This window comes from Streptomyces sp. NPDC046985 (genome assembly GCF_040644415.1).
Lineage (GTDB): Bacteria > Actinomycetota > Actinomycetes > Streptomycetales > Streptomycetaceae > Streptomyces.
In genome coordinates this window covers 426,433-452,212 of sequence record NZ_JBEYWK010000001.1, presented here as the reverse complement: position 1 = coordinate 452,212, position 25,780 = coordinate 426,433, and the positions used below count along the sequence as shown (strand labels likewise).

Sequence of the window (25,780 nt, the reverse complement as noted above, 5' to 3'; positions counted from 1 at the left end):
GTGCGCAAGGATGGGGGCATGCCCAACCGACCCGCCCACGCCACGTCCCCGTGTCTCCTTCAGTGCGCGGACCGCCCCGTTGACTGGTCGCCGTGAGAGGCGGACGCGTGCGACGAAGCCCGGCGGCGCGACGTCTCCGCGTTCTTGAGCGTCGGCTGCAACGCCCGCCGCTGGTGACGCGGTTCGGGGCGGCGACCACGGCTGCCGGCACGGCGTCCTCGATCCGCTCAACGCCGATGCGGGCGGCCGAGCTGAGGGGCGGTCGTCCGGCGAGGAGGAAGGCAGGCGGGTCCGCGGTGCGAAAAGTGTTATGCCCGGGGGGCCCGCTCGTCTCCTGCTGCGAAAACCGTCCACCAGAGCAGCCACACCTGCTCTCGTCCGAGGATGTATCGCATGCGACATGACGGGTCCGTCAGGACCGACGCGTTTCCGGACCGCCGCACGGTCGAGGCAGCCCGCGACGGGGACGCCGGAGCAGTCGAACGGCTCACCGCAGGGGCCCTGCCGCTGGTCTACAACGTGGTCGGGCGGGCGGCGGAGAGCGACCTCGACGTCGACGACATCGTGCAGGACACCATGGTCGCGGTGATCCGCGCGCTGCCGGACCTGCGGGACACGGCGAAGTTCCGCTCCTGGCTGGTGGCCATCGCGGTCCGCCAGCTCACCGACGCCCGGCGCCGGGCGCGGTCCGGCCGGCTGACGACACTGGAGCACGCCGACGAACGGCACGCGCCGGAACCCGACTTCGCGACTCTCTTCCTGCTGCGGCAGTCGCTCTCCGCCGAGCAGCGGCAGGTCGCCGCCGCCACCGCGTGGCTCGACCCGTCGTACCGCGACCTGCTGTCGCTGTGGTGGCTGGAGGCGTGCGGACGGCTGTCCCGCAAGGACGTCGCAGCGGCTGTGCACCTTTCGGCGGCCCATCTGGCGGTTCAGGTCCAGCGGATGAAGACCCAGCTAGACGTGGCGCGGACGGTCGTCCGAGCGCTGTCCCGCGCCCCGCGCTGCGCGGAGCTGACCGAGCTGGCCGGGGCGGGCGACCCGACTCCCAGCCCCCTGCTGCGCAAGCGGATCGCCCGGCACCTGCGCGCCTGCGAGCCGTGCGGTCATCCCGCCGGCCGACTGGTCTCGCCCGAGCGGCTGCTCGCCGGCCTGCCCCTGCTCGTACCCGGTCGCGCGGGCGACCCGGCCGAGGCCGGTGTCGTCGGCGCCGGGGGCCACCCCCACCCGGCCGCGACCGCCCGGCACACCGCTCCCCGGTCGGCGTTGCGCGGGCACGGCCGCCGCGCGGCCGGCCGCTCGAGCGGCGGTCACAGCATGCTCGCCGGACTCCCCGCCAAGGTGACGAGCGCGGCCGTCGCCGCCGGGGTGACCGCGCTCGTGGTGACGGGCCTCGTCATGGTCCCGTCGCGGGCGGAGTACTCCGTCGACGCGCACAGTACGGCCGCACAGGCGAGTCCGTCGACGATGACGAGGACGCCCGCCCCCGCGAAGAGCCGCACCCCCGCCCCGTCCCCCGTCGCCGCGAGCTTCCGCACGTCCCCGCCCGCGAAGACCTTCGCCCCCACCTACTTCGTCAGCGCCGGCGGCAGCGACTCCAACCCCGGCACGTCGGCCGGATCGCCGTTCCGCACCCTCCAGAAGACCGCGGACCTGGCCGGCCCCGGCGACGTCGTCGCCGTCATGAACGGCACGTACACCGAGCCCCGCAAGGGTTCCAACGTGCTGACCGTCACACGCTCGGGGCGTCCGGGAGCGCCCATCACCTTCATGGCGTATCCCGGCCACCGGCCGGTCCTGCACCCGAAGACGGCCTGGAACGGCATCAGCGTCTACGGCGCGTCCTACATCGTCATCAAGAACCTGGAGGTCGAGGGCAACAACGCCGCGCTGTCCCTGGCCGACGCCGAACGCTCGTCGAGCAAGACCGACCCCACGTACAACACCAACTGCATATCCGTGGAGAAGAACCGGGAGTCCGGCGCGTTCCCCCACCACGTCGACATCATCGGCAACCTGGTGCATGACTGCGCGGGCGGCGGGATCTCCGCGATCGAGGCCGACCACGTCGACATCACCGGCAACCACGTCTACTCCAACGCCTGGTACACCGTCTACGGCAGCAGCGGCATCTCCGTCCTCACCCCCCGCGACACCGACGGCGGCGACCCGCGGACGTACAAGATCCGCATCACCGGCAACCGCGTCCACGACAACGAGACCAAAGTCAAGTGGGAAGGCTGCCGCTGCTATTCCGACGGCAACGGCATCATCGTCGACACGACGAAGGGCGACCCCGAGCGGGGAAGGCCGGCCTACAACGGACGCGTTCTGGTCGCCGACAACATCAGTTATGACAACGGCGGTTCGGGCATCCACTCCTACAAGAGCCAGCACGTCGACATCGTCCACAACACGGCCTATCTGAATGGCCGCAGCACCCGGATCACCACGCCCTACGCCAACATCTTCGCCCACGACAGCACCGACGTACGGCTCCTCGACAACATCGCCTACGGCCGCCCGGGTCAGGCCACCAACAGCACGTCCCGCAACGTGAACGTCACGTACGACTACAACGTCTACTTCGGCGGCAAGGCGCCCGAGGCCAAGGGCCCGCACGACATCATCGCCGACCCGAGGTTCGTCGCCCCCGGCACGAGCCCGAACGCGGACTTCCGCCTCATGAAGGGCTCGCCCGCCATCGGCTCCGCCCTCGCGTTCCCGGCCGTGTCCACCGACTTCACCGGGGCTGCCCGCGAGGGCGGCGCACCGGACCGGGGCGCGTACAGCTTTGGAGCAGCCGCGGAGACCGTCACGGGCGCCGGTGAGTCGTCGGCGCCGGGGCAGCGGAGCCCGGCCGAGGGCGCGGGCACGGAGACCGGCGCGAACGCGGCCGGCGGCAGGGGCGCGACATCCGGCGCGGACACGGCCGGCGGCAAGGGCGCGACATCCGGCGCGGCCGGTGACCGCGACTCCGGCCTCACGGCCCAGGGCGGGAGCGAACCGCTGGCGCGGACCGGCGGGTCCGACCCGGTGCTGCCGCTGAGCATCGCCGCGGGCGTCCTGGTCGCCGGGGCCGGTCTGCTCGCGCTCGCCCGACGCAGGCGGCCGTGACACGGCCGGGCCGGGAACGCCGCGGTCGTGCGGGTGCGCCCCAGGGCTCCCGGCGAGGGCCGGACCCGGCCGGCGTCCGCATCCTGCGTCGCACGCACACGGCCACCCGTCCTGGTCCGGATCGTGCGACGATGCGGGTATGAAGCGACTGGCGAACTCCCGGTCGTCCTACCTCCTCCAGCACGCCTCCCATCCAGTGGACTGGTGGCCATGGGGAGAGGGGGCGACGCAAGAGGCCAAGCGGCGCGACGTACCCGTCCTTCTCTCGGTGGGCTATTCGTCGTGCCACTCAGAGCGCGTTCGAGATCGGCTCGGAGAACTCGTCGTAGGGCTTTGGGGCCGGGTCGGTTGACGGGTTCTCCGCGGGTGAGCCGGCGGAGTATCACGTCGGTCATGGCCCAGCGGATCATGGGTTCCGCGTGGGCGCGTCGTGTCCCCTGTTCACGGTGCCGTCGCCGTGCCACCAGGTGAAGTACCAGGACACCGTCGGCTGCGGCAGGAAGTCGTCGGGGAGGCGGCGCCACTGACAGCCGGTCCTGGCCACGTACAAGATCGCGCCCCCGATCTGCCGACGCGGGTGCTTCTCCCGCCGCCCACCCCCGATCGAACCCGGAAATGCTCGCAACGGGTGGCTGTGCGGGTCCCGCCAACGCAAACCCGTAGATGGAGCGAACATGGGAAACGTCGCACAGGCTCGAGAAGAATGGATCGCTGGTGGAAGGCGGCTTTCCCTTCCCGGATTTCCGCACACGGTGTTCGTGCGCCGGGACGGTCCCGAGGATGGCCCGCCCGTCACCATGCTGCACGGGTTCCCCACCTCGTCGCACGACTGGGCGGCTGTCGTACCCTTGCTGGCGTCGGCGGGGTTGCGGGTCACCACCACCGACTTCGTAGGCTTCGGTGAGAGCGACAAGCCCTATCCGCACGCGTACTCGGTCCTCGAACAGGCCGATCTCATTGAGGCGCTTTGGAGGCTCGACGCCCGAGACGTCACCGCTCTGGTCGCGCACGACTACGGGGTGTCCGTGGCCCAGGAACTCCTGGCCAGGGACACCCATCGGGTGAACTCCGTGACGTGGCTCAACGGAGGCATCTGGCCGGACCTTCACCATCCGATTCCCGAGCAGAAGTCGCTGTCCGGCCCTGAGGGAGCGAAGGCCGCACAGCAGATGGACGAAGAGAAGTTCATCGTCTCCATCAACCGCCTCATCGGCGAGCGCCCTCTCTCGGATGATTTGCTGCACGATTTGTGGCTCGGCGCGCGGGCCCGCGACGGTATCCGTGTCCTGCCCTCGCTCCTTCGGTACATGGCCGAACGCCGGGAGCACAGCACGCGCTGGACGGACGCGGTGCGCACTTATCCGGGGGAACAGCAGTTCATATGGGGTCCCGCCGATCCAGTCAGCGGCGCCCATGTGATTCCACGCATTCGCGAAACGGTACCGGACGCGAAGGTCACCGTCCTGAGTGGCCCTCCGGCCATCGGGCATTTCCCCCAGGTCGAGGCCCCCGACATGGTCGGCCCGCTTCTCTCCGGTTGGCTCACGGGGCACGCTTGAGAAAACCTACGTATCGGCGCGGTCTGCCTCGTCCCGTTCCGCCCAGTTGCCGTGTGCGCACCCACCGAGCGGGCAAAGGCGAGCGCCGTAGCATGGGCGAGCGGGACTTCATCGCGCTCGTCGACCGCGTCTACCGACTCCTCAAGGCGCCGATCTTGCTGCCGCCGCCTGAAAACTAACGGATGTCGGCGGACACCAACCACCTGACCTTCTTCGGCCTGGCAGACGCTCTCTGTGCTGTAAGCGGTTCCTCGAACCGACCATGCAGGACACGGTCTAAGCAGCGGCGTCCTCGAATACCTTGACCATCTCGGCATCGAGAACGGCAGGAACGTCAGACGCGCTCATCTCGGGGAACTTCCCGAAGAAGGCCGACGGGAGATCCATGTCGATGCGGGTGTCTTCACCGTCGCGCTGTGAAACGCAAATCCGCACCGGCGCCCCGAGGCCTGCCGCCCCGCTGTACTTGAAGAGTCCACGCGCGATGACAGCATTTCCGACCAGATAGAACTTCGACTCGGTGGGGATGCCGGCCAGCCTCATGCATGACCCTTGTTCGAATTCCCAGAAGATGGAGAACCGACTGGGTTCGGAAATCTTCTCGACGTAATCTTCAAGGCCTTTTACGTCTTTTACCACCACGTACTCCACCATCTTCGAGGTGGAGAAGCGCTGCAGGCGTTCCTCGATCGCCTTGGTGACTTCGAAGAAAGACTTCTTCGAACGGATCGTCACCAGCACACCGTCGAATGACGTAAGTATCTTTTCTTCCGGCATATCGGTCACCTTCCTGTGATTTCCGAGGGTCGAATACGCCGCCTCGACAGAAAGCATCGCGCGCCGTTCGTGGAGCGCGCTGACGTTCCCTCGCCGTTGTCATGCTGCCGATACGGGCCACGGCCGCGACTCGGTTCTCACCGTGTGGACTCACCATCAGGTGGTGGTTTCCAGAATATTCCGTGCGCGGTCGGCCAAACCGCCTCGTGCGATCACGGCGTACTGCGAGGCGACAAGGTGTTGGTTCGAAGAGAAGTCGCGCTTGCCGCCTGTGGCGCGATGGCCGACAAAGCCGAAGACGGCTCCCCAGACAGCACCGATGACAAGGCCCACCACGATGAGTGCCAGCCAAGCTCTGACGGAGGCGAAGATACCGAGCAGCAGGGCGATGAACAGACCGAACCACGCGCCGCTGGCGGCTCCAGCCGCCGCCGCCTTGCCTTTCGTCAGACGGCCGGTCACATGCTCCACCAGACGCAGACCCGATCCGACGATCTCCAGGTTTTCCACGGGGAACTGCTCGTCGGAAAGACGGTCCACCGCCGCTTGGGCGTCCTCGTAGGTGTCGTAGGTAGTCACGGTGTTCCACGCATCGCCTGCACTGCCCGCGGAATCCGGTCCCGGCGGCGATCCGAATCCGTTCGATTCCATTTCCTGATCCTTTCGGCGTGACGTGGCGGCTGCCGTGCAAGACGGGTCAATCAGCGCGCCCGGAACCCGCACCGTCACCGCGGCGTAGGCGTGCGGAACGGCATCGGAAGTCCAGCTCGAGAGCCCGCTAAGGCCGCCGATCCGCAATCCAGGGAACGATCATGGGACTGTCTGTCAAGGCCGGCGCACCGACCGTTGCTGTCGGGCAGCTTCGACGGAGGCCACGGATGCCATCCGGCCGCGCGCGGCCGACCTGAGTTACGCGCCGTGGACGGGCGTGCGGGGCGGGGCCGGCCCACCGGGTCTCCGTGGCCTGCTCGCCACCTGGAACACGCGTTTGTGCCCTGGCCGGCGGCTTCTGGACGGTGAACTCAGGTGTGCTACTCGCGGCCCGGCTACTGAGCGAGGTGCGGACGTAGCCGACGAGGTCGAGGGCGGTGACGGTGTCCGCCCGGTCGACGGCGGCCCGAAGCCCACATCCTCTCGATGTCATGCGTCACCTCCGACGCGACAGCCCAGCAGAGCGTGGTTCCGCTCACCCCTACACCTCGTGTGGTGCGTTCGCCTACCTCTCGACGTTAAGCCCTCAGCCACGAAGGTGCAGCGGCAGTTCTGCCGCTGCGTACCCGATGCGCACTCTAAGTGGCTGCACAAGGCATGTTCCTGGTGGCATCGAACCTGGAGAGGACCCGAGAGCACCTGCTTTCCTCAAATGGGGACGTGGGGGGAAATCTCTCATCGAGGGGAGGACGGCGGTCGGGTCCGCGCTTCGGACCACGAGTGACGCGGCCACCGTTCCGTCGCTGAGATCAGTGATCCCGACGGCAACGTCTGGCGGCCACAGGAGGTGACGTCTCGCCTCCCCGGGCGCGCAATGACCCCGGTGCGGGCACCACGTTCGCGTCGGTCGCCGACCTCGCGGCGGCACTGCCACGCGCAGTTGCTCACAGAGAGCACCAGGAGCGCACCGGCTCGCCCGACGCCAAGCGTGCCGACTGGTACGCCACCTATTTGGCGAACGAGCAGTCTGGAGCAGAACTTCCCTGACACCAGGCTGCTTTTAGCGCACAACCACCTGACGCGAGGGGCCACCGTCACGTGTGTGCCGAAACGGCTGCCGATTGAGCGGCAATGACGTGGGCAGCGCTGCTTCAACCGCCTCCAGCAGTGCCGCGGGCTGGCTACCCGCTACGACGGACCCGCGTGTCCTGCCGAACCGTCGTCACCCTCGCCTCAGTCCTGCTCTGGATCTGACCTGTGAAGACGCTGTCCAGAGTCAGACCACGAAAACCGAGGTCACAGCCAAGATCCAGAGAATCGATCAGACCCGGAACGGTTCACCTCATGGTTGCTTCACCCGATCGGCCGCGTTGTCTGGCGGCGCCTATTCGGTCTGCGGATAGTGAAGTCACCAGCCCGGACCTGGCCTGGTTTCGGCATCGCCGAGCGCCGGGGCCCAGTCGCTTCGCGACCGGCGGCCCTCCCCAGTTCCGAGCCCGTCGTACGTCGTCGCCGGCTGTCGGTGCACTCCAACGCCGTCCTCGGCGTGCATACGGCGGTCCGTCTTCGCTGTGCCGTCCAAGGTGAAAGGGAAGCCTCGTGCCCCAAGCATCCTCTGACCGCGAACCGGGCGAGAACACAGCCAGCGCCCGGACGCCCCGACGCTTGGCCCGCGGGTCCGTCGCGGCTGCTGTGGCGCTCGTTGTGAGCGGCGCCTCGCTGGCGGCGGCTGGGAGCTTCAGCCCCTCCCACCCCCAGTCCGCCAAACCCGCCGCTGCTATGAAAACGGAGGGACAAGACTGCTCGGTCCAGCCGCCTCGCCTGTCGAAGGCGTTCACCGACACGTTCACCAGCCGGTTCGTCAACGCTGGAGGGCTGCGTCAGCACGTGTACATCGGAGGCGAGGGGCCTCCTCTGCTGCTGATCCACGGCTGGCCGGAGAACTGGTACACCTGGCGCCTGGTCATGCCCGAGCTGGCGAAGAAGTACACGCTGATCGTCCCCGACCAGCGTGGCATCGGGCTGACCGACAAGCCGAAGGGCGGGTACGACACCCGCGCCCTCGCCAACGACATGGTGGCGCTGATGGACAAGCTCGGCCACCGGAAGTTCGCCGTGGTCGGCCACGACACCGGAATGTCGATCGGCTACGCCCTGGCCGCGGACCACCCCGACCGGGTCGACCGTCTGGCCGTGGTCGACTCCTTCATACCGGGTGTGACTCCCTCGCCGCCTCTGGTCACCTCCTCGGAGGCCACGAAGAAGACCTACCACCTGGCCTTCAACCGTGTGCCCGAGGTGAACGAGAAGCTCGTCAAGGGACGCGAGGACGTCTACTTCGGGTACCAGTTCACCATCGAGGCCGCGGGGTCGAAGAAGATCCCCGACTACGCCGTCAAGTACTACACCGACATCCTTTCCTGCGGGAAGAACACCGTGCACGGAAGCTTCGGCTGGTACGAGGCGCTCGACACCACCATCGCGCAGAACAAGCAGCGCGCGACCCGGAAACTCCCCATGCCCGTTCTCGGCATCGGGGGAGCGACGAGCCAGGGAGCGGCAGTCGCGAAGACGATGAAGCTCACCGCGAACAACGTGCAGAGCCTGGTCGTGCCCGGCTCCGGACACTGGGTCCAGGAAGAGGCGCCCGCACAGATGGTGGCGGGACTGAACTCGTTCCTGGCCCCCTATCGCAACGCGTGGAGCAGCACACAGGCCTCCTCGCCCTCCGGCGGCGGGGGAGGAAAGTAGCGCACCGCGCGCATGCAGCGCCCGTAGCCCGCATGCCTTCTGCGGACGGCGCACGCCCGCCTCTCGAGCCGACGTGCGCCGTCCACTCCCCGCATTCCAGGGAAGGACTCAGATGATCGACAGACGGAACTTCGGCAAGATGGTCGGCATGGGAGCGGTCACCGCCGCAATGGCCCAGACCGCCACGGGGTGCGCGACGACCGTGTCGGACACGATGGCGACGCCCATGGCTTCCGAGGGCGCTACAGGGTTCGGCCCGCTCAAGCAGGTGAAGGCCGGGGTTCTGAACGTCGGCTATGTCGAAGCGGGTCCGGCCACCGGCCCCGCGGTGCTGCTGCTTCACGGCTGGCCGTACGACATCCACAGCTTCGTCAAGGTCACACCGATGCTGGCTGCGAAGGGCTACCGGGTGATCGTCCCCTACCTGCGGGGCTACGGCACGACACGCTTCCTGTCCTCCTCGACGCCCCGCTCCGGCGAACAGGCGGTGTTCGGAACGGACGTCGTCACGCTCATGGACGCCCTGAAGATCAAGAAGGCTGTCCTCGCCGGCTTCGACTGGGGTGGACGGGCAGCCGACATCGTCGCGGTGCTGCATCCGGAGCGGGTCACGGGGCTGGTCTCCGTGGGCGGCTATCTGATCGTCAACCGCAAGAACGCCCAGCAACCGATCGCACCGAAGACGGAACAGGCGTGGTGGTATCAGTACTACTTCGCCACCGACCGCGGCCAGCGCGGACTGGAACGCTACCGGCACGACCTGACCAAGCTGGTCTGGAAGACCAACTCCCCGACCTGGCATTTCGACGACGCCACCTTCGACCGCTCCGCGGCGGCTTTCGACAACCCGGACTTCGTCCCCGTCACCATCGACAACTACCGCTGGCGGCTCGGCCTGGCCAAGAGCGATCCGCGCTACGACGACGTCGAGGCGCGACTCGCACGCGAATCCCCCATCTCACTGCCCACGATCGCTCTGGACGGAGCCCTCGACCCCTTCACCCCACCCGGTAACGGCTCCTCCTACCGGGCCAAGTTCAAGGGAAAGTACGAGCACCGCACTCTGCACAACATCGGGCACAACGTGCCGCAAGAGGCACCCGACGCTTTCACACAGGCCGTAGTGGACGTCACGCGACTCTGACCGGCCCTCGTCCCGGATCACCTCCCGATCAAGAAGGATGCTCAGAGGTGAGAACGTGACGGCCGTGACCGAGGACCGGGCAGCCGCTGTTCTCGCGGCTCACGCGGGCATTGCCACGGCCTTCGTACGGGGCAAGTGCCTCTGCGACAGAGGACAGGATCAGACGAAGGCCGTTCCCACGCCGGGCGCTTGACCGTGAGAGCCAGCAAGGTCGAGGCCGCTTTCGACGGCCGACGTCAAACGCCGAGCCACCGAATCGGCGCGTGACAGCGGATGAGGCATCGTGCCTGGCCGGTGGCATGATCCGAGGGCGACGGTCGTGGTCAGTCGGGCGGTGTCCGCGCATCGGCTGTTTCACGGGATCTCGCAGCGTCATCTCGTCTGTCTTGCCGAGGAGTTGGCGGTGCCGTGGTGAATCGTTCTTGAGAACCCCTGACGGAGCGCCCTGCGCAGTCTCGACGGCGTGCACGGGGCGGTGCCGGGAAACGGGCTGCGCGGTCGACGGCGAGGCGGAGCCGGTGATCGTGCAGGACGACGCCGGTCGCCGGAGCGCGGTGCGACGGGAACGTGCAGACCCCAGTCGGCGTCACACCCATGCCGCACCCGGCACGCAACGGTCACCTCTCTCGTGTCGGCCGTTTCCTCCGCCGCGGCGGGCCGGGCACGCTCGCTGTGGAAGCGCCCAACCGACCCAGCGTAAATTTCTCCTGTCAGGTGAAGTGTGAAGAGTTCTTGCCGCTTCCGGCTGTCGGTCTGACCAACGGCCTGTGAACAGCGCTTTCACCGGCCGCCTGCAGCTCCGCACGCATGCCACCGGCCGCCCGCTTCCCGGCCGCCTCGCCGTTCGGCAGCCAGCCTGAGGAGGACGCCATGCACCGCACCCCGCCGGTACCCCGCCGGGCCCGGACCGCCGCCCCGTCCGTCCGGGCCGTCTTCGTCACCCTGCTGATCGCCGTGGCGGTGGTCGCCGGCGCGCGACTGGCGCTGGCCGCCGCGGGCATCCAGATCATAGGGATGGCCGAGTACTCAACGCTGATCCCGATCGTGGCCGCCGCTCTGCTGCCGCTGCGGCAGACCCTGATCCTGGGCCTGGCGAACCTGGTCGTCGGCATCCTTGCCTTCGGCGTTCTGCTGACGTCCATGTCCCACGCCAGCCGGATCACCGTCATCACCGCGCTGATCGCCTCGGTCCTGGTCAGCCTGGCCGTCTGCCGCGCCCGTATCGCCGCGGAAAGGAGCCTGCAAGGCCTGATGGTGGCCAGGGAGCGGCTCACGCTGCTCAGCGAGGCCAGCACCCGGGTCGGCGGCACCCTGGACGTCGCCCGCACCGCCGAGGAGCTCGTCGAGGTCGCCGTGCGCCGCTTCGCGGACCATGCCGCGGTCGACCTCTTCGATCCCGTCCTCAAGGGCGAGGAGCCCGCGCCAGGGCCGCACGCGGGCCCGGTCACCCTGCGTCGCGCCGCCCGCCGGTCGGTGCCGACCGCGCTCTCGGCCGCCGCACCGCCCGACAGCAGTACCGTCACCTACCGCAGGGGCTCGATGCCGGCCCTGAGCCTGCTACGGGGCGTCCCCGTGCACGGGCAGCTCGCCCCCGCCGCAGACGGCGAGGAGTGCTGGCCCGCCGATCCGAACGGCACCGGCACGCAGGCGCCGCACTCCGTTCTGGCGGTCCCGCTGCGCGCCCGCGGGGTCACCCTCGGTGCGGCACTGTTCACCCGCTCCCGGCACCGGGACCCCTTCGACGCCGACGACGTGCTGCTCGCGCAGGAGATCGCGGCGCGGGCCGCTGTGTGCGTGGACAACGCCCGCCGCTACACCCACGAGCGCGCCACCTCGGTGGCACTGCAGCGCAGCCTGCTGCCCCAGGTGGTACCGCCGCAGCCAGCCATGGAGGCGGTCGCCCGCTATCTGCCCGCGGACGTCGAGGTGGGCGTGGGGGGCGACTGGTACGACGTGATCCCGCTGTCCGGGGCCCGGGTCGCCTTGGTCGTGGGCGACGTGGTCGGGCACGGCATCCGTGCCTCGGCGGCGATGGCGCGGCTGCGTGCCGCGGTGCGCACCCTCGCCGACATCGACCTCCCGCCCGACGAGCTGCTCACCCACCTCGACGACATCGTCATCCGGCTGCAGAGCGAGGCCGCTCCCACCCCGGCGGGCTCGGGCGAGGACGCGGTCGCAGATGCGGATGTCGGCGATTTCGTCGCGACCTGCCTGTACATGGTCTACGACCCGATTTCGCGGCGGTGCACCGCCGGCCGGGCCGGCCACCCCCCGCCGGCCGTGGTGCGCCCCGGGGAGGGCGCCCTGTTCCTCGAACTCCCGGCCGGTCCCCCGCTGGGTGTGGGCGGCTTGCCCTTCGAGACCGCTGAGACGCATCTGCCTGAGGGCAGTCTGCTCGTTCTGTACACCGACGGCCTCGTCGAATCCCCCCGCTACTGCCTGGACGAGCGCCTCGAGCGCCTGCTCGAAGTCCTGTCCGAGCCGAAGCCCTCGTTGCAGGAGACCTGCGACCACGTACTGGACCGGCTGGTCGACGACCGCACCCGCGACGACATCGCCCTCGTCGTCGCCAGCACCCGGGCCCTGGACGACGGGCACACCGTCGCCTGGGAGCTGCTGGAGGATCTCTCCGAGGTCGCCCGCGCCCGCGACCTGGCCTCGCTGCAACTGGCGCGCTGGGGTCTGCCGGAGGCGGCGTTCCTCGCGGAACTCGTAGTCAGCGAGCTGGTCACCAACGCCATCCGCTACGGCGGCAGCCCCGTGCAGTTGCGCCTGATCCGCCAGGACACCCTGATCTGCGAGGTGTCCGACGGCTCCAACACCGCCCCTCACCTACGCCGTGCCCGCACCTTCGACGAGGGCGGACGCGGACTGTTCATCGTGGCGCAGCTCGCCGAGCGCTGGGGCACCCGGCAACGGTCCGAAGGCAAGACCATCTGGGCCGAACTCGCCCTCCCACCGGCCACTGTGCCCGCCCCCGCCCCCGCACTCGCCACGCTGTGAGCCGAGCCGAGCCGGGCCGAGTCGTTCTTCATCGTCTCCTCGCGGTCCGGGGGCATCCGCGGCTGAGCAGCGGTGTGGCGGTCGGCGTGCGCGCCCGGATGACGCAAGTGAAGATAGGTGATGCGGGCAGCGTGCAGCACTGCTGCGACGGGTCGCGGTTGACGCCGATCCTCGACGTGCCCGTGTGGGAGGACATTGTGCTCGGCGCGCTCGTCAAGGTTGTGCAGACCCCCGACCTGCGCAAGAAGATTTACTTCACGCTCGGCATCATCGTGCTGTACCGAGCGGGGGCGCACATACCCGTTCCGGGTGTCAGTTACCGGAACGTGCAGGCGTGCGTCGATTCCGTCGCGAACGGGCCGCTGTTCGGACTGGTGAACGTTTTCAGCGGCGGCGCCCTGTTGCAGATCACTGTTCTCGCCCTGGGAATCCTGCCGTACATCACCGCCAGCATCATTCTTCAGTTGCTCACAGTGGTAATCCCGCGGCTGGAGTCGCTCAAGAAGGAAGGCGCGTCCGGCCAGGGGAAGATCACGCAGTACACGCGTTATCTGACGGTGGCGCTGGCCGTTCTTCAGGCCACGGGTCTCGTCGGGACGGCGCGCAGCGGCGTGCTCTTTCCGGGCTGCCAGACAGCGAACCAGATCGTGCCGGATCGTTCGGTCTTCACCGCCGTCACCATGGTCATCACCGTCGCCGCGGGAACCGCGTGCGTGATGTGGTTCGGTGAACTGATCACCGAGCGCGGTGTCGGCAACGGCATGTCGATGCTCATCTTCATCTCGATCGCCTCGACGTTCCCGGGGGCGCTGTGGACCGTCAAGCAGGAGGGAACGATCGCGGGCGGTTGGTTCGCCTTCGGGATCGTGATCATCGTCGGATTCGCCATGGTCGGTCTGGTCGTTTTCGTCGAGCAGGCGCAGCGCCGCGTTCCCGTGCAGTACTCGCGCCGGGTGGTCGGGCGCAAGTCGTACGGCCGGGCGGCCACGTACATCCCGCTCAAGATCAACCAGGCGGGTGTCGTGCCGGTCATCTTCACCTCGTCGCTTCTCTACGTCCCGGCGCTCATCGCGCAGTTCTCCGACTCGAGATCCGGATGGGCGACCTGGGTGAAGGCGAACCTCGTCCGCGGCGACCATCCGTTCTACGTGGCCGCGTACTTCCTCCTGATAGTCTTCTTCGCTTTCTTCTACGTCGCGATCACCTTCAATCCCGATGAAGTGGCAGGAAACATCAAGCAGGCAGGTGGATTCATCCCCGGTATTCGATCTGGGCGTGCCACCGCCGATTACCTGGGATACGTGCTCAACCGGCTCACCTGGCCGGGATCCCTCTATCTCGGCCTCATCGCCCTGGTCCCCACCGTCGCCTTCAGTGCTTTCGGCGGCGCGAACATGCTGACCGGCACGAGCATTTTGATCATCGTCAGCGTCGGCTTGGAGACCGTGAAGCAGATCGGCAGTCAGGTGGAACAGCACCGATACAAGGGATTTCTGCAATGATGTTCACGCCGGGGTGAAGAGACCCTCACCGCGCCAGGCAACCGGCGCCCGGCCGAGGAGCCGCTCAGCACGCGGAGAGGCGAGCGCCGCGCATGGCTCGGCGGCGCCGGCCGAGATGCGGCGGGGCAGTTGGTGGGGGCAGACTGAGGGAGTCCGGCGTGCGGAGAGCGGTCGTGGGGACGACCTGAGTGCATGTGGTCGGCGCCGCTCGGATCCGCCGCAACCGGAACTCCGGAAGGCTAGGCGGACATGGGCGCGCTGGAGGACCCGCAGGCTGTGTTCCGCGCATGGGCGCGGACCATGCTGGCTCACGTGCGTGGCACGCGCGGCGGTCGTGACGTGCCGCAGGCGGGCGAGATCTTTCAGACCTCGACCATGGGGGCGTTGATCGACGGCGTCTACGACGGCGACGTGACGATCGGCGAGCTGCTCCGGCACGGCGATTTCGGCCTGGGCACATTCAACCGCCTCGACGGCGAGATGGTCGTACTCGACGGGACCTGCTACCGGCTGCGTGCCGACGGCAGCGCCAGTATCGCCGATGCCGGTGACCTCACTCCGTTCGCCGCCGTCACCTGGTTCCGGCCTGAGACGACGATCCCGGTGAAGGAGAGCACGGACCAGGCCGCTGTGACCGCTCTGATCGACAAGGCGCTCGGCAGCGACAACCTCATCTACGCGATACGTATCGGGGGGACGTTCGGCGAAGTGCGCACCCGCACCGTGATGCGGCAGCAACCCCCCTATCCGTCCCTGACGGACGTCGCCGAGAAGCAGCAGGAAAGCACTTTCCACGACGTGCACGGAACCGTGGCCGGCTTCCGGACCCCCGATTTCGAGCACGACATCTCGGTCGTCGGCTACCACCTGCACTTCATCGAGGGCGATTACCGGCACGGTGGCCACGTCCTCGGTTACCGCCTGGAGGACGGGGTGATCGAGATCAGCTCCCAGTCCGAGCTGCACCTGAGCCTGCCGCGCACGCGGCAGTTCCTCGCGTCGGACCTGGACTCGGAGGGCCTCGCCCGGCAGATCCACCGAGCCGAGGGCGGCTGAGCCGTGCGGACGGCCCCCGACGCGTGAAGGAAGAGAAGAAAGACCTCGACGACGGCACAGCCGGCCGTCGAGGTCGACCTCTGCATCCGAGTCGACCTCTGCATCCGAGTCGACCTCTGCATCCGAGTCGACCTCTGCATCCGAGTCGACCTCTGCATCCGAAAGGCCGTGGAACTGAATGAGTGCTCAGCCCGTCCGTTCCGCGCAGCGCGCGATCGAGACTCTCACCGCGCACGGCGTCGATTATGTCTTCGGCGTTCCCGGAGCGAAGATCGATGCCGTCTACGACGCCCTGGTCGATGCCGGTCCCCAACTCGTGGTGTGCCGGCATGAGCAGAACGCGGCCCTTATGGCCGCCGCCGTGGGCCGCCTCACCGGCACGCCGGGCGCTGCGGTGGTCACCTCCGGGCCGGGGACCACCAATCTGCTGACCGGACTGATCACCGCGAACACCGAGCAGTACCCGATGGTCGCACTGTGCGGGGCCGTACCGCGGGCGGACCGTCTCAAGCGCACCCACCAGTCCATGGACGCCACCGCCGCGCTCCGGCCGTTCACCAAGTTCGTCGGGGAGGTCGACGACCCCGACGACGTCGGCGAGGCCCTCGCCGACGCCCTGCGCGCCGCGCTCACCGAGCCGCGCGGCGCGACAGCGGTGATCCTGCCCGCCGACGTCCTCAGCGCACTGACCTCCGCCGAGATCACACGACCGCTGCCCGTCCCCGCGCTCGGCCCCGCCCCGCAAGACGAGATCCTTCGCGCGGCCCGACTGATCCGGGGCGCCGAGCGACCCGCACTGCTCGTCGGCCTCAGAGCGGCCGACGCCAAGGCGTGCGCGGCGCTCCACACGCTCATCGACGGAACGGATCTTCCGGTGGTGGAGACGTTCCAGGCCGCAGGAGCAGTCTCGCGTGAGCTGGAAGGCCACTTCCTCGGGCGCGTGGGCCTGTTCCGCAACCAGCCCGGCGACATCGTGATCGCCAAGGCCGACGTACTGGTCACCGTCGGTTACGACGCGGTCGAATACGATCCGGGCCTGTGGAACACCGACCCTGACCGGACGATCATCCACATCGACGCGCTTCCGGCTGACATCGACAACCACTACCAGCCCGCCCTGGAACTGCGCGGCGACGTCGCTTCGACCCTGAACGAGCTGGGCCGGCTTGTGAGCGGACTTCGGCTGGGAGAGCAGGCCAACGCGGCCATCGCAGAGCAACGCGCCGCACTGCGTGGCATTGACAGGGAGGCCCAGATCGAATCGGCGACCGCCGCAGGTCTGAATCCCGCCGCGGTAGTCCTGAAGATCAGGGAGCACGTCGACGACGACGCGACCGTGGTCTGCGACGTCGGCTCTCACTACATCTACACGGCCCGTCACTTCCGTGCGTACCAGCCTGGGCACCTGCTGTTCTCCAATGGTCAACAGACCCTGGGGGTGGCGCTGCCCTGGGCCATGGCCGCCAGCATCGTCCGGCCCCGGACACAGATCGTGTCGATCTCCGGTGACGGCGGATTCCTCTTCAGCGCTCAGGAACTCGAGACCGCGAAGCGTCTCGGCCTGCGCCTGACGCACATCATCATGCGTGACAACACCTACGACATGGTGGGATTCCAGGAACTCCTGAAGTACGGGCGGAAGTCGGGGGTGCAGCTCGGCGACTACGACATCGTCCAATACGCCGGCGCCTTCGGTGGGAAGGGAGTGCGGGTCCACTCCATGCAGGAATTCGAGACCGAGCTCAAGACCGCGCTGGACCGTGATCTCCTGGGGGAGCCCGGCGTCACTGTCATTGACGTCCACGTCGACTACACGCATAACACCGATCTCTTCGCTCAACTGCATGACGGCGTTCTCGAATGACCATGTGTCGCGTCAGCGAGCCTCTTTCGTCCTCTGCGCAATGAACGTGCAGTTCGTCTGAGATGCGTGAATATGCGAACAAGAAGGCCATGCCGGCTAGAGGCGGGCAAGCCCGTGCGGCGGCGCCAGGCCGGCGGGCCTGCCCCGAAAGACCGAGATCGCTCGGGCGTGTTTCCTCCTCCGCGGCGGGAGACGGACCCTCTTGGTTACTTACTGCGCACATTTGATTACTTCCGGGTCGGGCCCTCGATTACGGGGCCGGACGCTCCGGATCGTGCGACGATGACGGTATGAATCGACTGGCCGACTCCCAGTCGCCTTATCTGCTCCAGCACGCCTCCAATCCTGTGGACTGGTGGCCTTGGGGAGAGGAGGCGATGACAGAAGCGAAGCGGCGGGACGTGCCCATCCTCTTGAGTGTGGGCTATGCGTCCTGTCACTTATAGCTTCTGTCAGTTCACTGGTGCCATGTCATGGCCCACGAGTCCTTCGAGGACCCCGACACCGCCGCATACCTGAACGAGCACTTCGTCAGCGTCAAGGTCGACCGGGAGGAGCGGCCCGACGTCGACGCCGTGTACATGGAGGCGGTGCAGGCGGCCACCGGGCAGGGCGGCTGGCCGATGACCGTGTTCCTCACGCCGGACGCCGAGCCGTTCTACTTCGGCACGTACTTCCCGCCCGAGCCCCGGCACGGGATGCCCTCCTTCCGGCAGGTGCTGCGAGGGGTGCGCGAGGCGTGGGGGACCCGGCGGGAGGAAGTGGCCGGCGTCGCCGGGAGGATCGTGCGCGACCTCTCCCAGCGGGAGATCGACTACGGCGGCCCGCAGCCCCCCGGCGAGGACGAACTCGCGCAGGCGCTCCTCGGGCTCACCCGCGAATACGACCCGCAGCGCGGCGGGTTCGGCGGGGCGCCGAAGTTCCCGCCGTCCATGGTGCTGGAGTTCCTGCTGCGCCACCACGCCCGCACCGGCGCCGAGGGCGCGCTCCAGATGGCCCAGGACACCTGCGAGCGCATGGCCCGCGGCGGCCTCTACGACCAGCTCGGCGGCGGCTTCGCCCGCTACTCCGTCGACCGTGACTGGACCGTGCCGCACTTCGAGAAGATGCTGTACGACAACGCGCTGCTGTGCCGCGTCTACGCCCACCTGTGGCGCGCCACCGGCTCCGCGCTCGCCCGCCGGGTCGCCCTGGAGACCGCCGACTTCATGGTCCGCGAACTGCGCACCGCCGAAGGCGGGTTCGCCTCCGCCCTCGACGCCGACAGCGACGACGGAACCGGTCGGCACGTCGAGGGCGCCTACTACGTCTGGACCCCGGAGCAGCTTCGCGACGCCCTCGGCGACGAGGACGCCGAACTGGCCGCCCATTACTTCGGCGTGACCGAGCAGGGCACCTTCGAGCAGGGCGCCTCGGTGCTGCGACTGCCGCAGTCCGAGAGCGTGTTCGACGCCGAGCGCGTCGAGTCGATCCGGCGCCGCCTGCTCGCCCGGCGCGCCGAGCGTCCCGCGCCCGGCCGCGACGACAAGGCAGTCGCCGCCTGGAACGGCCTGGCGGTCGCCGCGCTCGCCGAGACCGGCGCCTACTTCGACCGCCCCGACCTGGTCGAGGCCGCGGTCGGCGCCGCCGACCTGCTCGTCCGCCTGCACCTGGACGAGCACGCCGGGCTGTCCCGCACCAGCAGGGGCGGGCGCGCCGGCGTCCATTCCGGCGTGCTGGAGGACTACGCGGACGTCGCCGAGGGCTTCCTCGTCCTCGCGTCGGTCACCGCCGAGGGCGTCTGGCTGGACTTCGCGGGCCTGCTCCTGGACCAGATCCTCACCCGGTTCGCCGACCCGGACTCCGGCGCCCTGTACGACACGGCCGCCGACGCCGAACGGCTCATCCGGCGGCCCCAGGACCCCACGGACAACGCCGCCCCCTCCGGCTGGACCGCCGCGGCGTCCGCCCTGCTCGGCTACGCCGCCCACACCGGTTCCGAGGTCCACCGCACCGCCGCCGAGCGCGCCTTGGGCGTCGTCCGCGCGCTCGGGCCGCGCGTCCCGCGCTTCATCGGCTGGGGACTGGCCGCCGCCGAGGCGCTCCTCGACGGGCCGCGCGAGGTCGCCGTCGTCGGCCCCTCGCCCACCGACGAGCGGACGCGGGCCCTGCACCGCACCGCGCTGCTGGGCGCCGCGCCCGGCGCCGTCGTCGCCTGCGGCCCGCCGAACGGCGACGAGTTCCCCCTCCTCGCCGACCGCCCCCTGGTGGACGGGACGCCGGCGGCGTACGTCTGCCGCCGCTTCGTCTGCGCCGCCCCGACGACGGACCCGGAGCGGCTGCGCACCGCACTGGACGACTGACGCGCGCGACGCGGGAGGTGGGCCGCTGGCGCTCGTTACGCGCGAGCGCAGGCCGCTTGGTGCCCGCCGCAGACGTCGGACCAGAGCGGGTGCGCGCCGTACTGGGCGGCTGACGCGCGCCGTGCGTGACCGCGGCGCCGCTGGCGCGTGCCGGGCGAGGCCGCTGGCGCGCGCCGCGATGACGGGCTGAGCGCGGCGGGTCTGCCGGGCCTCAGCTCTCGTCGGCGCCTATGCTCATCGCCTGCCGCACGATCGCTTCGAGCTGGTCGTGGTGGGCGCCCTTCCAGTAGGCGCGGCCGCAGTCCCGGCATCGGGCGAAGACGTCGTAGGTGCGCCGCGTGCCGTGGGCGAGCTGGTCCGCCACCTCTTCCTTGGGGGCCTGCCGCAGCAGGCCGTTGCAGGCGGTGCAGCGTGTCCAGGGCCGCAGACCGGGACGGAAGCGGTCGAGGACGTCGTCGAGCTGGTCGCTGGGACGGGTGCTGTAGACGAAGGCCCCCGCCCACAGCTCGCGGCGGCGCAGCAGGCCGCGGTCGCGGCTGAGCAGCACCCGCTTCTCGGCCGCCGAGCGAGCGGCGAGCGCCGGGTCGCCGATGTCGGTCGACTCGTACGCCGTGTCGACGCCGAGGAGGCGCAGCCGACGCGCGAGGGTGCCCAGGTGCACGTCGAGGAGGAAGCGCAGGGGCGCGCCGGGGACCCGCTGCGGCCGTTCGACCGCGCTCACGCGCACCCTCTCCTGTGCGCGGGGCACGTGCGAGACCGGCGCCGCGCGGCCGTCCACCTCCAGCGCGCCGACCTCGGTCAGCGGCACGCCGAGGGATTCCACGACATGGCCGAGCGTCGAGACGCCGTCGGTGCGGACGGCGGTGGGGCCCCCGCGCCGGGAGTGCGGGACGAACAGCGCCAGGCCGGGGGCGAACTCGACGTGGATCTCCGGACCGTTCACCCGGTCAGGATGGCACGGGCGCGCCCGCGGCCTCAGCCGATCGCCGGCGTCGGACCGTCCGGGAGGACGGCCAAGGCCCGGTCGGCCCGGTCGGCGTGGGCGTCCCGGCAGCCCCGCCAGGCCTCTTACGGGCGGTCGTCAGCAGCCCGCCGATCAGGGACATGGCCAGGGCCCAGATCCGGCCATCCTCAGCCGCGGACGGTCGGCGGGGGCGGCGGAGGGCTCGCCCCACGCGGGCGGCGTCGGGGGTCAGCGCACGCCGTCAGGCAGTCGCGGCTGCCAGCTCGCCCCGCGCGGGCGGCGTCGGGTGCCGGGGGCATCGGGCCGGGGGAGCGTACGAACGGCATGAGGTCACAGCCCGGCCTCCGCCACCTGGGTGACCCGAGGCCCGGAACCCGCGACCGAACCGGAAACCCACGGCCGAACCGGAAACCCACGGCGGAACCAGGAGTCCACGGCCGGACCGAGAACCCACAGCCGGACCGGGAACCCACGGCCAGGGCGGCCCACCCGAGACCCACGTCGCGGCGAACGTAACCCCACCGCACCCCGCGCCCAGCCCCCCCCACTCACCCGTGCTGGTACGCCACCAACGAGATCCCCACGTAGTGGACGACGAAGGCCGCCAGGGTGAACGAGTGGAAGACCTCGTGGAAGCCGAACCAGCGGGGGGAGGGGTTGGGGCGCTTGATGCCGTAGACGACGCCGCCCGCGCTGTAGAGCAGGCCGCCCGCGATCACCAGGACGAGGACCGCGATGCCGCCGGCGCGCAGGAAGTCCGGCAGGAAGAAGACGGCCGCCCAGCCCATGGCGATGTAGCAGGGGGTGTAGAGCCAGCGAGGGGCGCCGACCCAGAAGACGCGGAAGACGATGCCGGCCAGGGCCGCCGCCCATATTCCCCACAGCAGCCACGTGCCCGTGGCGCCGGGCAGGAGCAGCAGGGCCAGCGGCGTGTAGGTGCCGGCGATGATCAGGAAGATGTTCGCGTGGTCGAGGCGGCGCAGCACCCCGCCCATGCGGGGGCCCCAGTCGCCCCGGTGGTACAGCGCGCTGACGCCGAACAGCAGGCAGGCGGTGAGCACGTAGACGCCGCAGGCGACTCGCCCGCGGGTGGAGTCGGCGAGCGCGGTCAGCACCAGACCCGCTATGAGCACGGCCGGGAACATGCCCAGGTGCAGCCAGCCGCGCAGCTTCGGCTTGACCGGATGAGGCAGGGAGAGCGCCTTCGGACCGCGGCCGCCGGCCGGCGGGTCCAAGGGCGCGTCGGAGGCGGACGCAGTCATGGATCAGATGGTACCTACGTCACCGTAGGTTCGGCGTCAGCGCGCAGCGTGAGCGGCGTCGCTCATGTGCGGGCGCACCCGAGTGCGGACGAAGGGGTCGTGCGCAAAAAATTCTTCAGCCGGACCCCACCCGAACGCAAAGAACCGTGGAAACCGTGGCATACCTCACGCCGCTCACTTGTGCGGCCCTATGGACAGATGGGCAGAGGAGTCGGATGATCAAATGAGTGCGGTCGGCACCGGATGAGCGGCTCCGAAGCGTCCGGGTCGAGGCCCCCACGGGGCGACAAGACAAAAACCCCCTCATTTAGGAGCAATCGTGGCGCGCGACATCGCGGCTCCCTCCGTCCCCACCCACCACCAGGAACTGATCTCGTGGGTCGACGAGATCGTCGAACTGACCCAGCCGGACAGTGTGGTCTGGTGCGACGGATCCGAGGCCGAGTACGAGCGACTCTGCGAGGAGCTGGTCCGCAAGGGCACGTTCCGCAAGCTCGACCCGATCAAGCGCCCACACTCGTACTACGCGGCCTCGGACCCCTCTGACGTGGCCCGCGTCGAGGACCGTACGTTCATCTGCTCTGAGAAGGAGGAGGACGCCGGTCCCACCAACCACTGGACGGCGCCCGCCGAGATGCGGGAGGTCTTCCAGGGCGCGGACGGCCGGGGCGGCCTCTTCCGCGGCTCGATGAGGGGCCGGACGATGTACGTCGTCCCGTTCTGCATGGGCCCGCTGGGCTCCCCGCTGTCCGCGATCGGCGTCGAGATCACCGACTCCGCCTACGTCGCCGCCTCCATGCGCACCATGACCCGTATGGGGCAGCCGGTCCTCGACGAACTCGGCGAGGACGGCTTCTTCGTCAAGGCCGTGCACACCCTCGGCGCCCCGCTGGAGCCGGGCCAGGAGGACGTGCCCTGGCCGTGCAACTCCACCAAGTACATCTCGCACTTCCCCGAGGACCGCGAGATCTGGTCCTACGGGTCCGGCTACGGCGGCAATGCGCTGCTGGGCAAGAAGTGCTACGCGCTGCGCATCGCCTCCGTCATGGCCCGCGACGAGGGCTGGCTCGCCGAGCACATGCTCATCCTGAAGCTGACCCCGCCGCGCGGCGAGGCCAAGTACGTCGCCGCCGCCTTCCCCAGCGCCTGCGGCAAGACCAACCTCGCCATGATGGAGCCGACGATCTCCGGCTGGAGCGTGGAGACCGTCGGCGACGACATCGCCTGGATGCGCTTCGGCGCGGACGGCCGCCTCTACGCGATCAACCCCGAGGCCGGCTTCTTCGGCGTGGCGCCCGGCACCGGCGAGCACACCAACGCCAACGCGATGAAGACGCTGTGGGGCAACTCGGTCTTCACCAACGTCGCCCTCACGGACGACAACGACGTGTGGTGGGAGGGCATGACGCAGGAGACGCCGGCCCACCTCACCGACTGGAAGGGCAACGACTGGACGCCCGAGTCGGGCGTCCCGGCCGCGCACCCCAACGCCCGCTTCACCACGCCCGCCGCCCAGTGCCCGATCATCGCGCCCGAGTGGGAGGACCCCAAGGGCGTGCCGATCTCGGCCATTCTCTTCGGCGGCCGCCGGGCGTCCGCCGTGCCGCTGGTGACCGAGTCCTTCGACTGGAACCACGGCGTCTTCCTCGGCGCCAACGTGGCCTCGGAGAAGACCGCCGCCGCCGAGGGCAGGGTCGGCGAGCTGCGCCGCGACCCGTTCGCCATGCTGCCGTTCTGCGGCTACAACATGGGCGACTACATGGGCCACTGGATCAAGCTCGGCGAGACCGCCGCGCAGCGCGACGGCGACGCGTCCGCGCTGCCGAAGATCTACTACGTGAACTGGTTCCGCAAGAACGACGAGGGCGCGTTCGTCTGGCCCGGCTTCGGCGAGAACAGCCGCGTGCTGAAGTGGATCGTCGAGCGGCTGGAGGGCAAGGCGGACGGCGTCGAGACCCCGATCGGCGTCCTGCCGACCCGGGAGGCGCTGGACACCGACGGCCTGGACCTCTCGGAGGCCGACCTGGACTTCCTGCTCACCGTCGACAAGGACGTGTGGCGCGAGGAGGCCGCCCTGGTCCCCGAGCACCTGAACACCTTCGGCGACCACACGCCCAAGGAGCTGTGGGACCAGTACCGCGCGCTGGTCGAGCGCCTGGGCTGAACCGCCCGGACCGCTCGCCCGCCCAGAACTCCGCGGCCGGCCGCGACGTGGCCCTGACCTGCTCTGTCGCACCGGCCGGCCGCGGCGCGGCGCCGCACGAGGCCGGACGCGCACCCGCCGGACCCGTTCAAGGGTCCGCCACGGGGTGCGCGTCCGGCCTCTTCGGCGCTTCACGCGTCGCGTGATCGGTTCGCCCCGTATGGCCTGATCCGCTCCGGGTACCCGGGGCGTCCCCGGCGAAGGAGCGTGAGCTGACATGGCTGGAGACGGTGACTTCTACAAGCACGACCGCCCGGAGGACTCCGGCCTGGAAGAGGACCGGCCGCGCGGCGGCGGCCCCGAGGACCCGCACAGCAAAGGCGCCTGGCCGGTCTGGGCGGTGGTCCTGGCGATCCTGGTGGTCTTCGTGATCTTCGTGGTGATCTTCGGCTGACCCGGAGCCGCCGAGCCGGGCGGCGCTCCGGGGGCGCTGCGGAATCCGCCGGGCGCCGCCGCACATCGCCCCGCCGGGCCCGTGCGCGTCAGAGAGTGCGTTGCAGCAGCACCGTGTCGAGCGTGCGGCCGTGCTTGAGGCCCACGCCGGTCAGCCGCCCTGCGTCGGTGAAGCCATGGCGGCGGTGCAGGGCGGTGGACGCCTCGCCGCCCGGTTCCGCGATCACCGCGACGATGCTGCGCGCCCCCGCCGCGGCGCAGGCGTCGACCAGGGCGCCCAGCAGGGCGGAGCCCAGCCCGCGTCCGGTGGCGCCGGGCGCGAGGTAGACGGTGTCCTCCACGGTGTGCCGGTACGCCGGTTTGGGGCGCCAGGGCCCGGCGTAGGCGAAGCCCACGACGGCGTCCGCCTCCTCGGCCACCAGGAACGGCAGTCCGCGGGCGGCGAGGTCGTCCGCCCTCCGCTCCCAGTCCTCCAGCGGCCGCGGGACCTCGTCGAAGGTGGCGACGCTGTGCAGCACGTAATGCCGGTGGATGGCGGCCACGGCGGTGAGGTCGTGCCGGCGGACGGGCCGGACGACGGCGGCGGGTCGGGTCACGCCGGCCATCCTCGCATCACGCCGGGGCCCGCTTCCCCGGCGGGTGAACGCGTCCGGGCGGGACCGTTCCGTCAGGACGGCAGGGGCTCGCGGGCGGCGCCGCTCAACTCCTGGCGGCCTTCCGGCCCGGCGGCAGCGGCGGCGTGGGCGTCCATCCGCTCGGCCGCCAGGATGGCCGCCGCGGTGTCCGCCCGGGACGCGGCGACGACGAGCGCGCGTCCGGCGAGGGTGTGCGCCTGCCGGTGCAGCGCCGCCGTACGGTAGCCGCGGGCGCCCGACGTCCCCGCCGCGCGGACCGGGCCGCGGCCGCCGCGCAGCCGGGCCACCTGCCCGGCCAGGCGCTCGGCCGCCGCGTCCAGGTCGGCGGAGGGGGCCTCCGCGCGCAGCTCGTCCGTGGTGGCGAGCAGCGCCGCGAGATGGCCCGCGAGCTGGACGTCCAGCTCCTCCTCGCGGGAGCGGTGCGGAAAGTCGGCGGAAGCGCCGGCCATCGCCCGGTGGACCGACTTGGTGCGGATCGGCTCGTACATGGGGGCCTCCTGTGCGCTGACAGAAGACATCCTAGCTTAGAATTCGTCTAAAGTTGAGTCGGTTCGCGGAAC

Annotated in this window: 17 protein-coding genes and 3 pseudogenes; 13 read left to right on the top strand and 7 right to left on the bottom strand. The window is 69.8% G+C overall.

Features of this window, described 5'->3' with window-relative positions:
• Window positions 1-18 precede the first annotated feature (18 nt).
• The 3 genes and pseudogenes from ABZ861_RS01940 to ABZ861_RS01930 all read left to right on the top strand — a co-directional run.
• Window positions 19-165: pseudogene (locus tag ABZ861_RS01940) on the top strand (DUF255 domain-containing protein); the annotation flags it as partial.
• Window positions 166-393: 228 nt separating this feature from the next.
• Window positions 394-3,114: a sigma-70 family RNA polymerase sigma factor gene (locus ABZ861_RS01935; RefSeq protein WP_361622017.1), complete on the top strand. Its 2,721-nt coding sequence runs from the start codon at window positions 394-396 to the stop codon at window positions 3,112-3,114.
• A gap of 139 nt (window positions 3,115-3,253) precedes the next feature.
• The gene (locus ABZ861_RS01930) at window positions 3,254-3,466 is read left to right on the top strand and encodes a DUF255 domain-containing protein (RefSeq protein WP_361622014.1); all 213 of its coding nucleotides are present in this window, start codon (window positions 3,254-3,256) and stop codon (window positions 3,464-3,466) included.
• A gap of 54 nt (window positions 3,467-3,520) precedes the next feature.
• Here ABZ861_RS01930 and ABZ861_RS01925 read toward each other — a convergent pair.
• Window positions 3,521-3,712, bottom strand: a pseudogene (locus tag ABZ861_RS01925) (transposase); the annotation flags it as partial.
• 76 nt (window positions 3,713-3,788) lie between these two features.
• Here ABZ861_RS01925 and ABZ861_RS01920 point away from each other — a divergent pair.
• Window positions 3,789-4,673 (top strand): alpha/beta fold hydrolase, encoded by an 885-nt coding sequence (locus tag ABZ861_RS01920; RefSeq protein ID WP_361622011.1) that lies wholly within the window; start codon window positions 3,789-3,791, stop codon window positions 4,671-4,673.
• A 276-nt stretch (window positions 4,674-4,949) separates the two neighbouring features.
• Here the strand turns inward: ABZ861_RS01920 and ABZ861_RS01915 are convergent, their stop codons facing one another.
• Both ABZ861_RS01915 and ABZ861_RS01910 read right to left on the bottom strand, forming a co-directional pair.
• On the bottom strand, window positions 4,950-5,507 hold the full coding sequence (locus tag ABZ861_RS01915) for a hypothetical protein (protein WP_361622008.1): 558 nt from the start codon (window positions 5,505-5,507) through the stop codon (window positions 4,950-4,952).
• Window positions 5,508-5,606: 99 nt separating this feature from the next.
• Window positions 5,607-6,101, bottom strand: coding sequence for a general stress protein (locus tag ABZ861_RS01910; protein ID WP_361622005.1), 495 nt, complete (start codon window positions 6,099-6,101; stop codon window positions 5,607-5,609).
• A gap of 1,779 nt (window positions 6,102-7,880) precedes the next feature.
• Here ABZ861_RS01910 and ABZ861_RS01905 point away from each other — a divergent pair.
• The 7 genes and pseudogenes from ABZ861_RS01905 (at window position 7,881) to ABZ861_RS01875 (ending at window position 19,763) form a co-directional block, all read left to right on the top strand.
• Window positions 7,881-8,852 carry an alpha/beta hydrolase gene (locus ABZ861_RS01905; protein ID WP_361622002.1) on the top strand — a complete coding sequence of 324 codons (972 nt, stop codon included), beginning with the start codon at window positions 7,881-7,883 and terminating at the stop codon, window positions 8,850-8,852.
• A 112-nt stretch (window positions 8,853-8,964) separates the two neighbouring features.
• Window positions 8,965-9,996, top strand: coding sequence for an alpha/beta hydrolase (locus tag ABZ861_RS01900; RefSeq protein WP_361621999.1), 1,032 nt, complete (start codon window positions 8,965-8,967; stop codon window positions 9,994-9,996).
• An 870-nt stretch (window positions 9,997-10,866) separates the two neighbouring features.
• Window positions 10,867-12,999 carry a SpoIIE family protein phosphatase gene (locus ABZ861_RS01895; protein WP_361621996.1) on the top strand — a complete coding sequence of 711 codons (2,133 nt, stop codon included), beginning with the start codon at window positions 10,867-10,869 and terminating at the stop codon, window positions 12,997-12,999.
• A 74-nt stretch (window positions 13,000-13,073) separates the two neighbouring features.
• Window positions 13,074-14,501 carry a preprotein translocase subunit SecY gene (gene secY / locus ABZ861_RS01890; protein WP_361621993.1) on the top strand — a complete coding sequence of 476 codons (1,428 nt, stop codon included), beginning with the start codon at window positions 13,074-13,076 and terminating at the stop codon, window positions 14,499-14,501.
• Window positions 14,502-14,750: 249 nt separating this feature from the next.
• Entirely contained in the window at window positions 14,751-15,557 is an 807-nt protein-coding gene (gene budA / locus ABZ861_RS01885; protein ID WP_361621990.1) for an acetolactate decarboxylase, read from the top strand.
• A 178-nt stretch (window positions 15,558-15,735) separates the two neighbouring features.
• Window positions 15,736-17,421: an acetolactate synthase AlsS gene (gene alsS / locus ABZ861_RS01880; protein ID WP_361621987.1), complete on the top strand. Its 1,686-nt coding sequence runs from the start codon at window positions 15,736-15,738 to the stop codon at window positions 17,419-17,421.
• A 290-nt stretch (window positions 17,422-17,711) separates the two neighbouring features.
• A pseudogene (locus tag ABZ861_RS01875) lies at window positions 17,712-19,763 on the top strand (thioredoxin domain-containing protein).
• 211 nt (window positions 19,764-19,974) lie between these two features.
• Here ABZ861_RS01875 and ABZ861_RS01870 read toward each other — a convergent pair.
• Both ABZ861_RS01870 and ABZ861_RS01865 read right to left on the bottom strand, forming a co-directional pair.
• Window positions 19,975-20,706, bottom strand: a complete 732-nt coding sequence (locus ABZ861_RS01870) for a Mut7-C RNAse domain-containing protein (RefSeq protein WP_361621984.1) — start codon at window positions 20,704-20,706, stop codon at window positions 19,975-19,977.
• Window positions 20,707-21,275: 569 nt separating this feature from the next.
• Window positions 21,276-21,989 carry a hemolysin III family protein gene (locus ABZ861_RS01865; protein WP_361621981.1) on the bottom strand — a complete coding sequence of 238 codons (714 nt, stop codon included), beginning with the start codon at window positions 21,987-21,989 and terminating at the stop codon, window positions 21,276-21,278.
• Window positions 21,990-22,308: 319 nt separating this feature from the next.
• Here ABZ861_RS01865 and ABZ861_RS01860 point away from each other — a divergent pair, with 319 nt between their 5' ends.
• Window positions 22,309-24,153 carry a phosphoenolpyruvate carboxykinase (GTP) gene (locus tag ABZ861_RS01860; protein ID WP_361621978.1) on the top strand — a complete coding sequence of 615 codons (1,845 nt, stop codon included), beginning with the start codon at window positions 22,309-22,311 and terminating at the stop codon, window positions 24,151-24,153.
• Between the two features lie 256 nt (window positions 24,154-24,409).
• Complete coding sequence (locus tag ABZ861_RS01855; RefSeq protein ID WP_361621975.1) at window positions 24,410-24,586, top strand: hypothetical protein; 177 nt, start codon at window positions 24,410-24,412, stop codon at window positions 24,584-24,586.
• 88 nt (window positions 24,587-24,674) lie between these two features.
• On the opposite strand, the gene ABZ861_RS01850 is transcribed toward ABZ861_RS01855, so the two are convergent.
• Entirely contained in the window at window positions 24,675-25,181 is a 507-nt protein-coding gene (locus tag ABZ861_RS01850) for an N-acetyltransferase family protein (protein ID WP_361621972.1), read from the bottom strand.
• A 71-nt stretch (window positions 25,182-25,252) separates the two neighbouring features.
• The gene (locus ABZ861_RS01845; RefSeq protein ID WP_361621969.1) at window positions 25,253-25,708 is read right to left on the bottom strand and encodes a hypothetical protein; all 456 of its coding nucleotides are present in this window, start codon (window positions 25,706-25,708) and stop codon (window positions 25,253-25,255) included.
• Window positions 25,709-25,780: the final 72 nt, after the last annotated feature.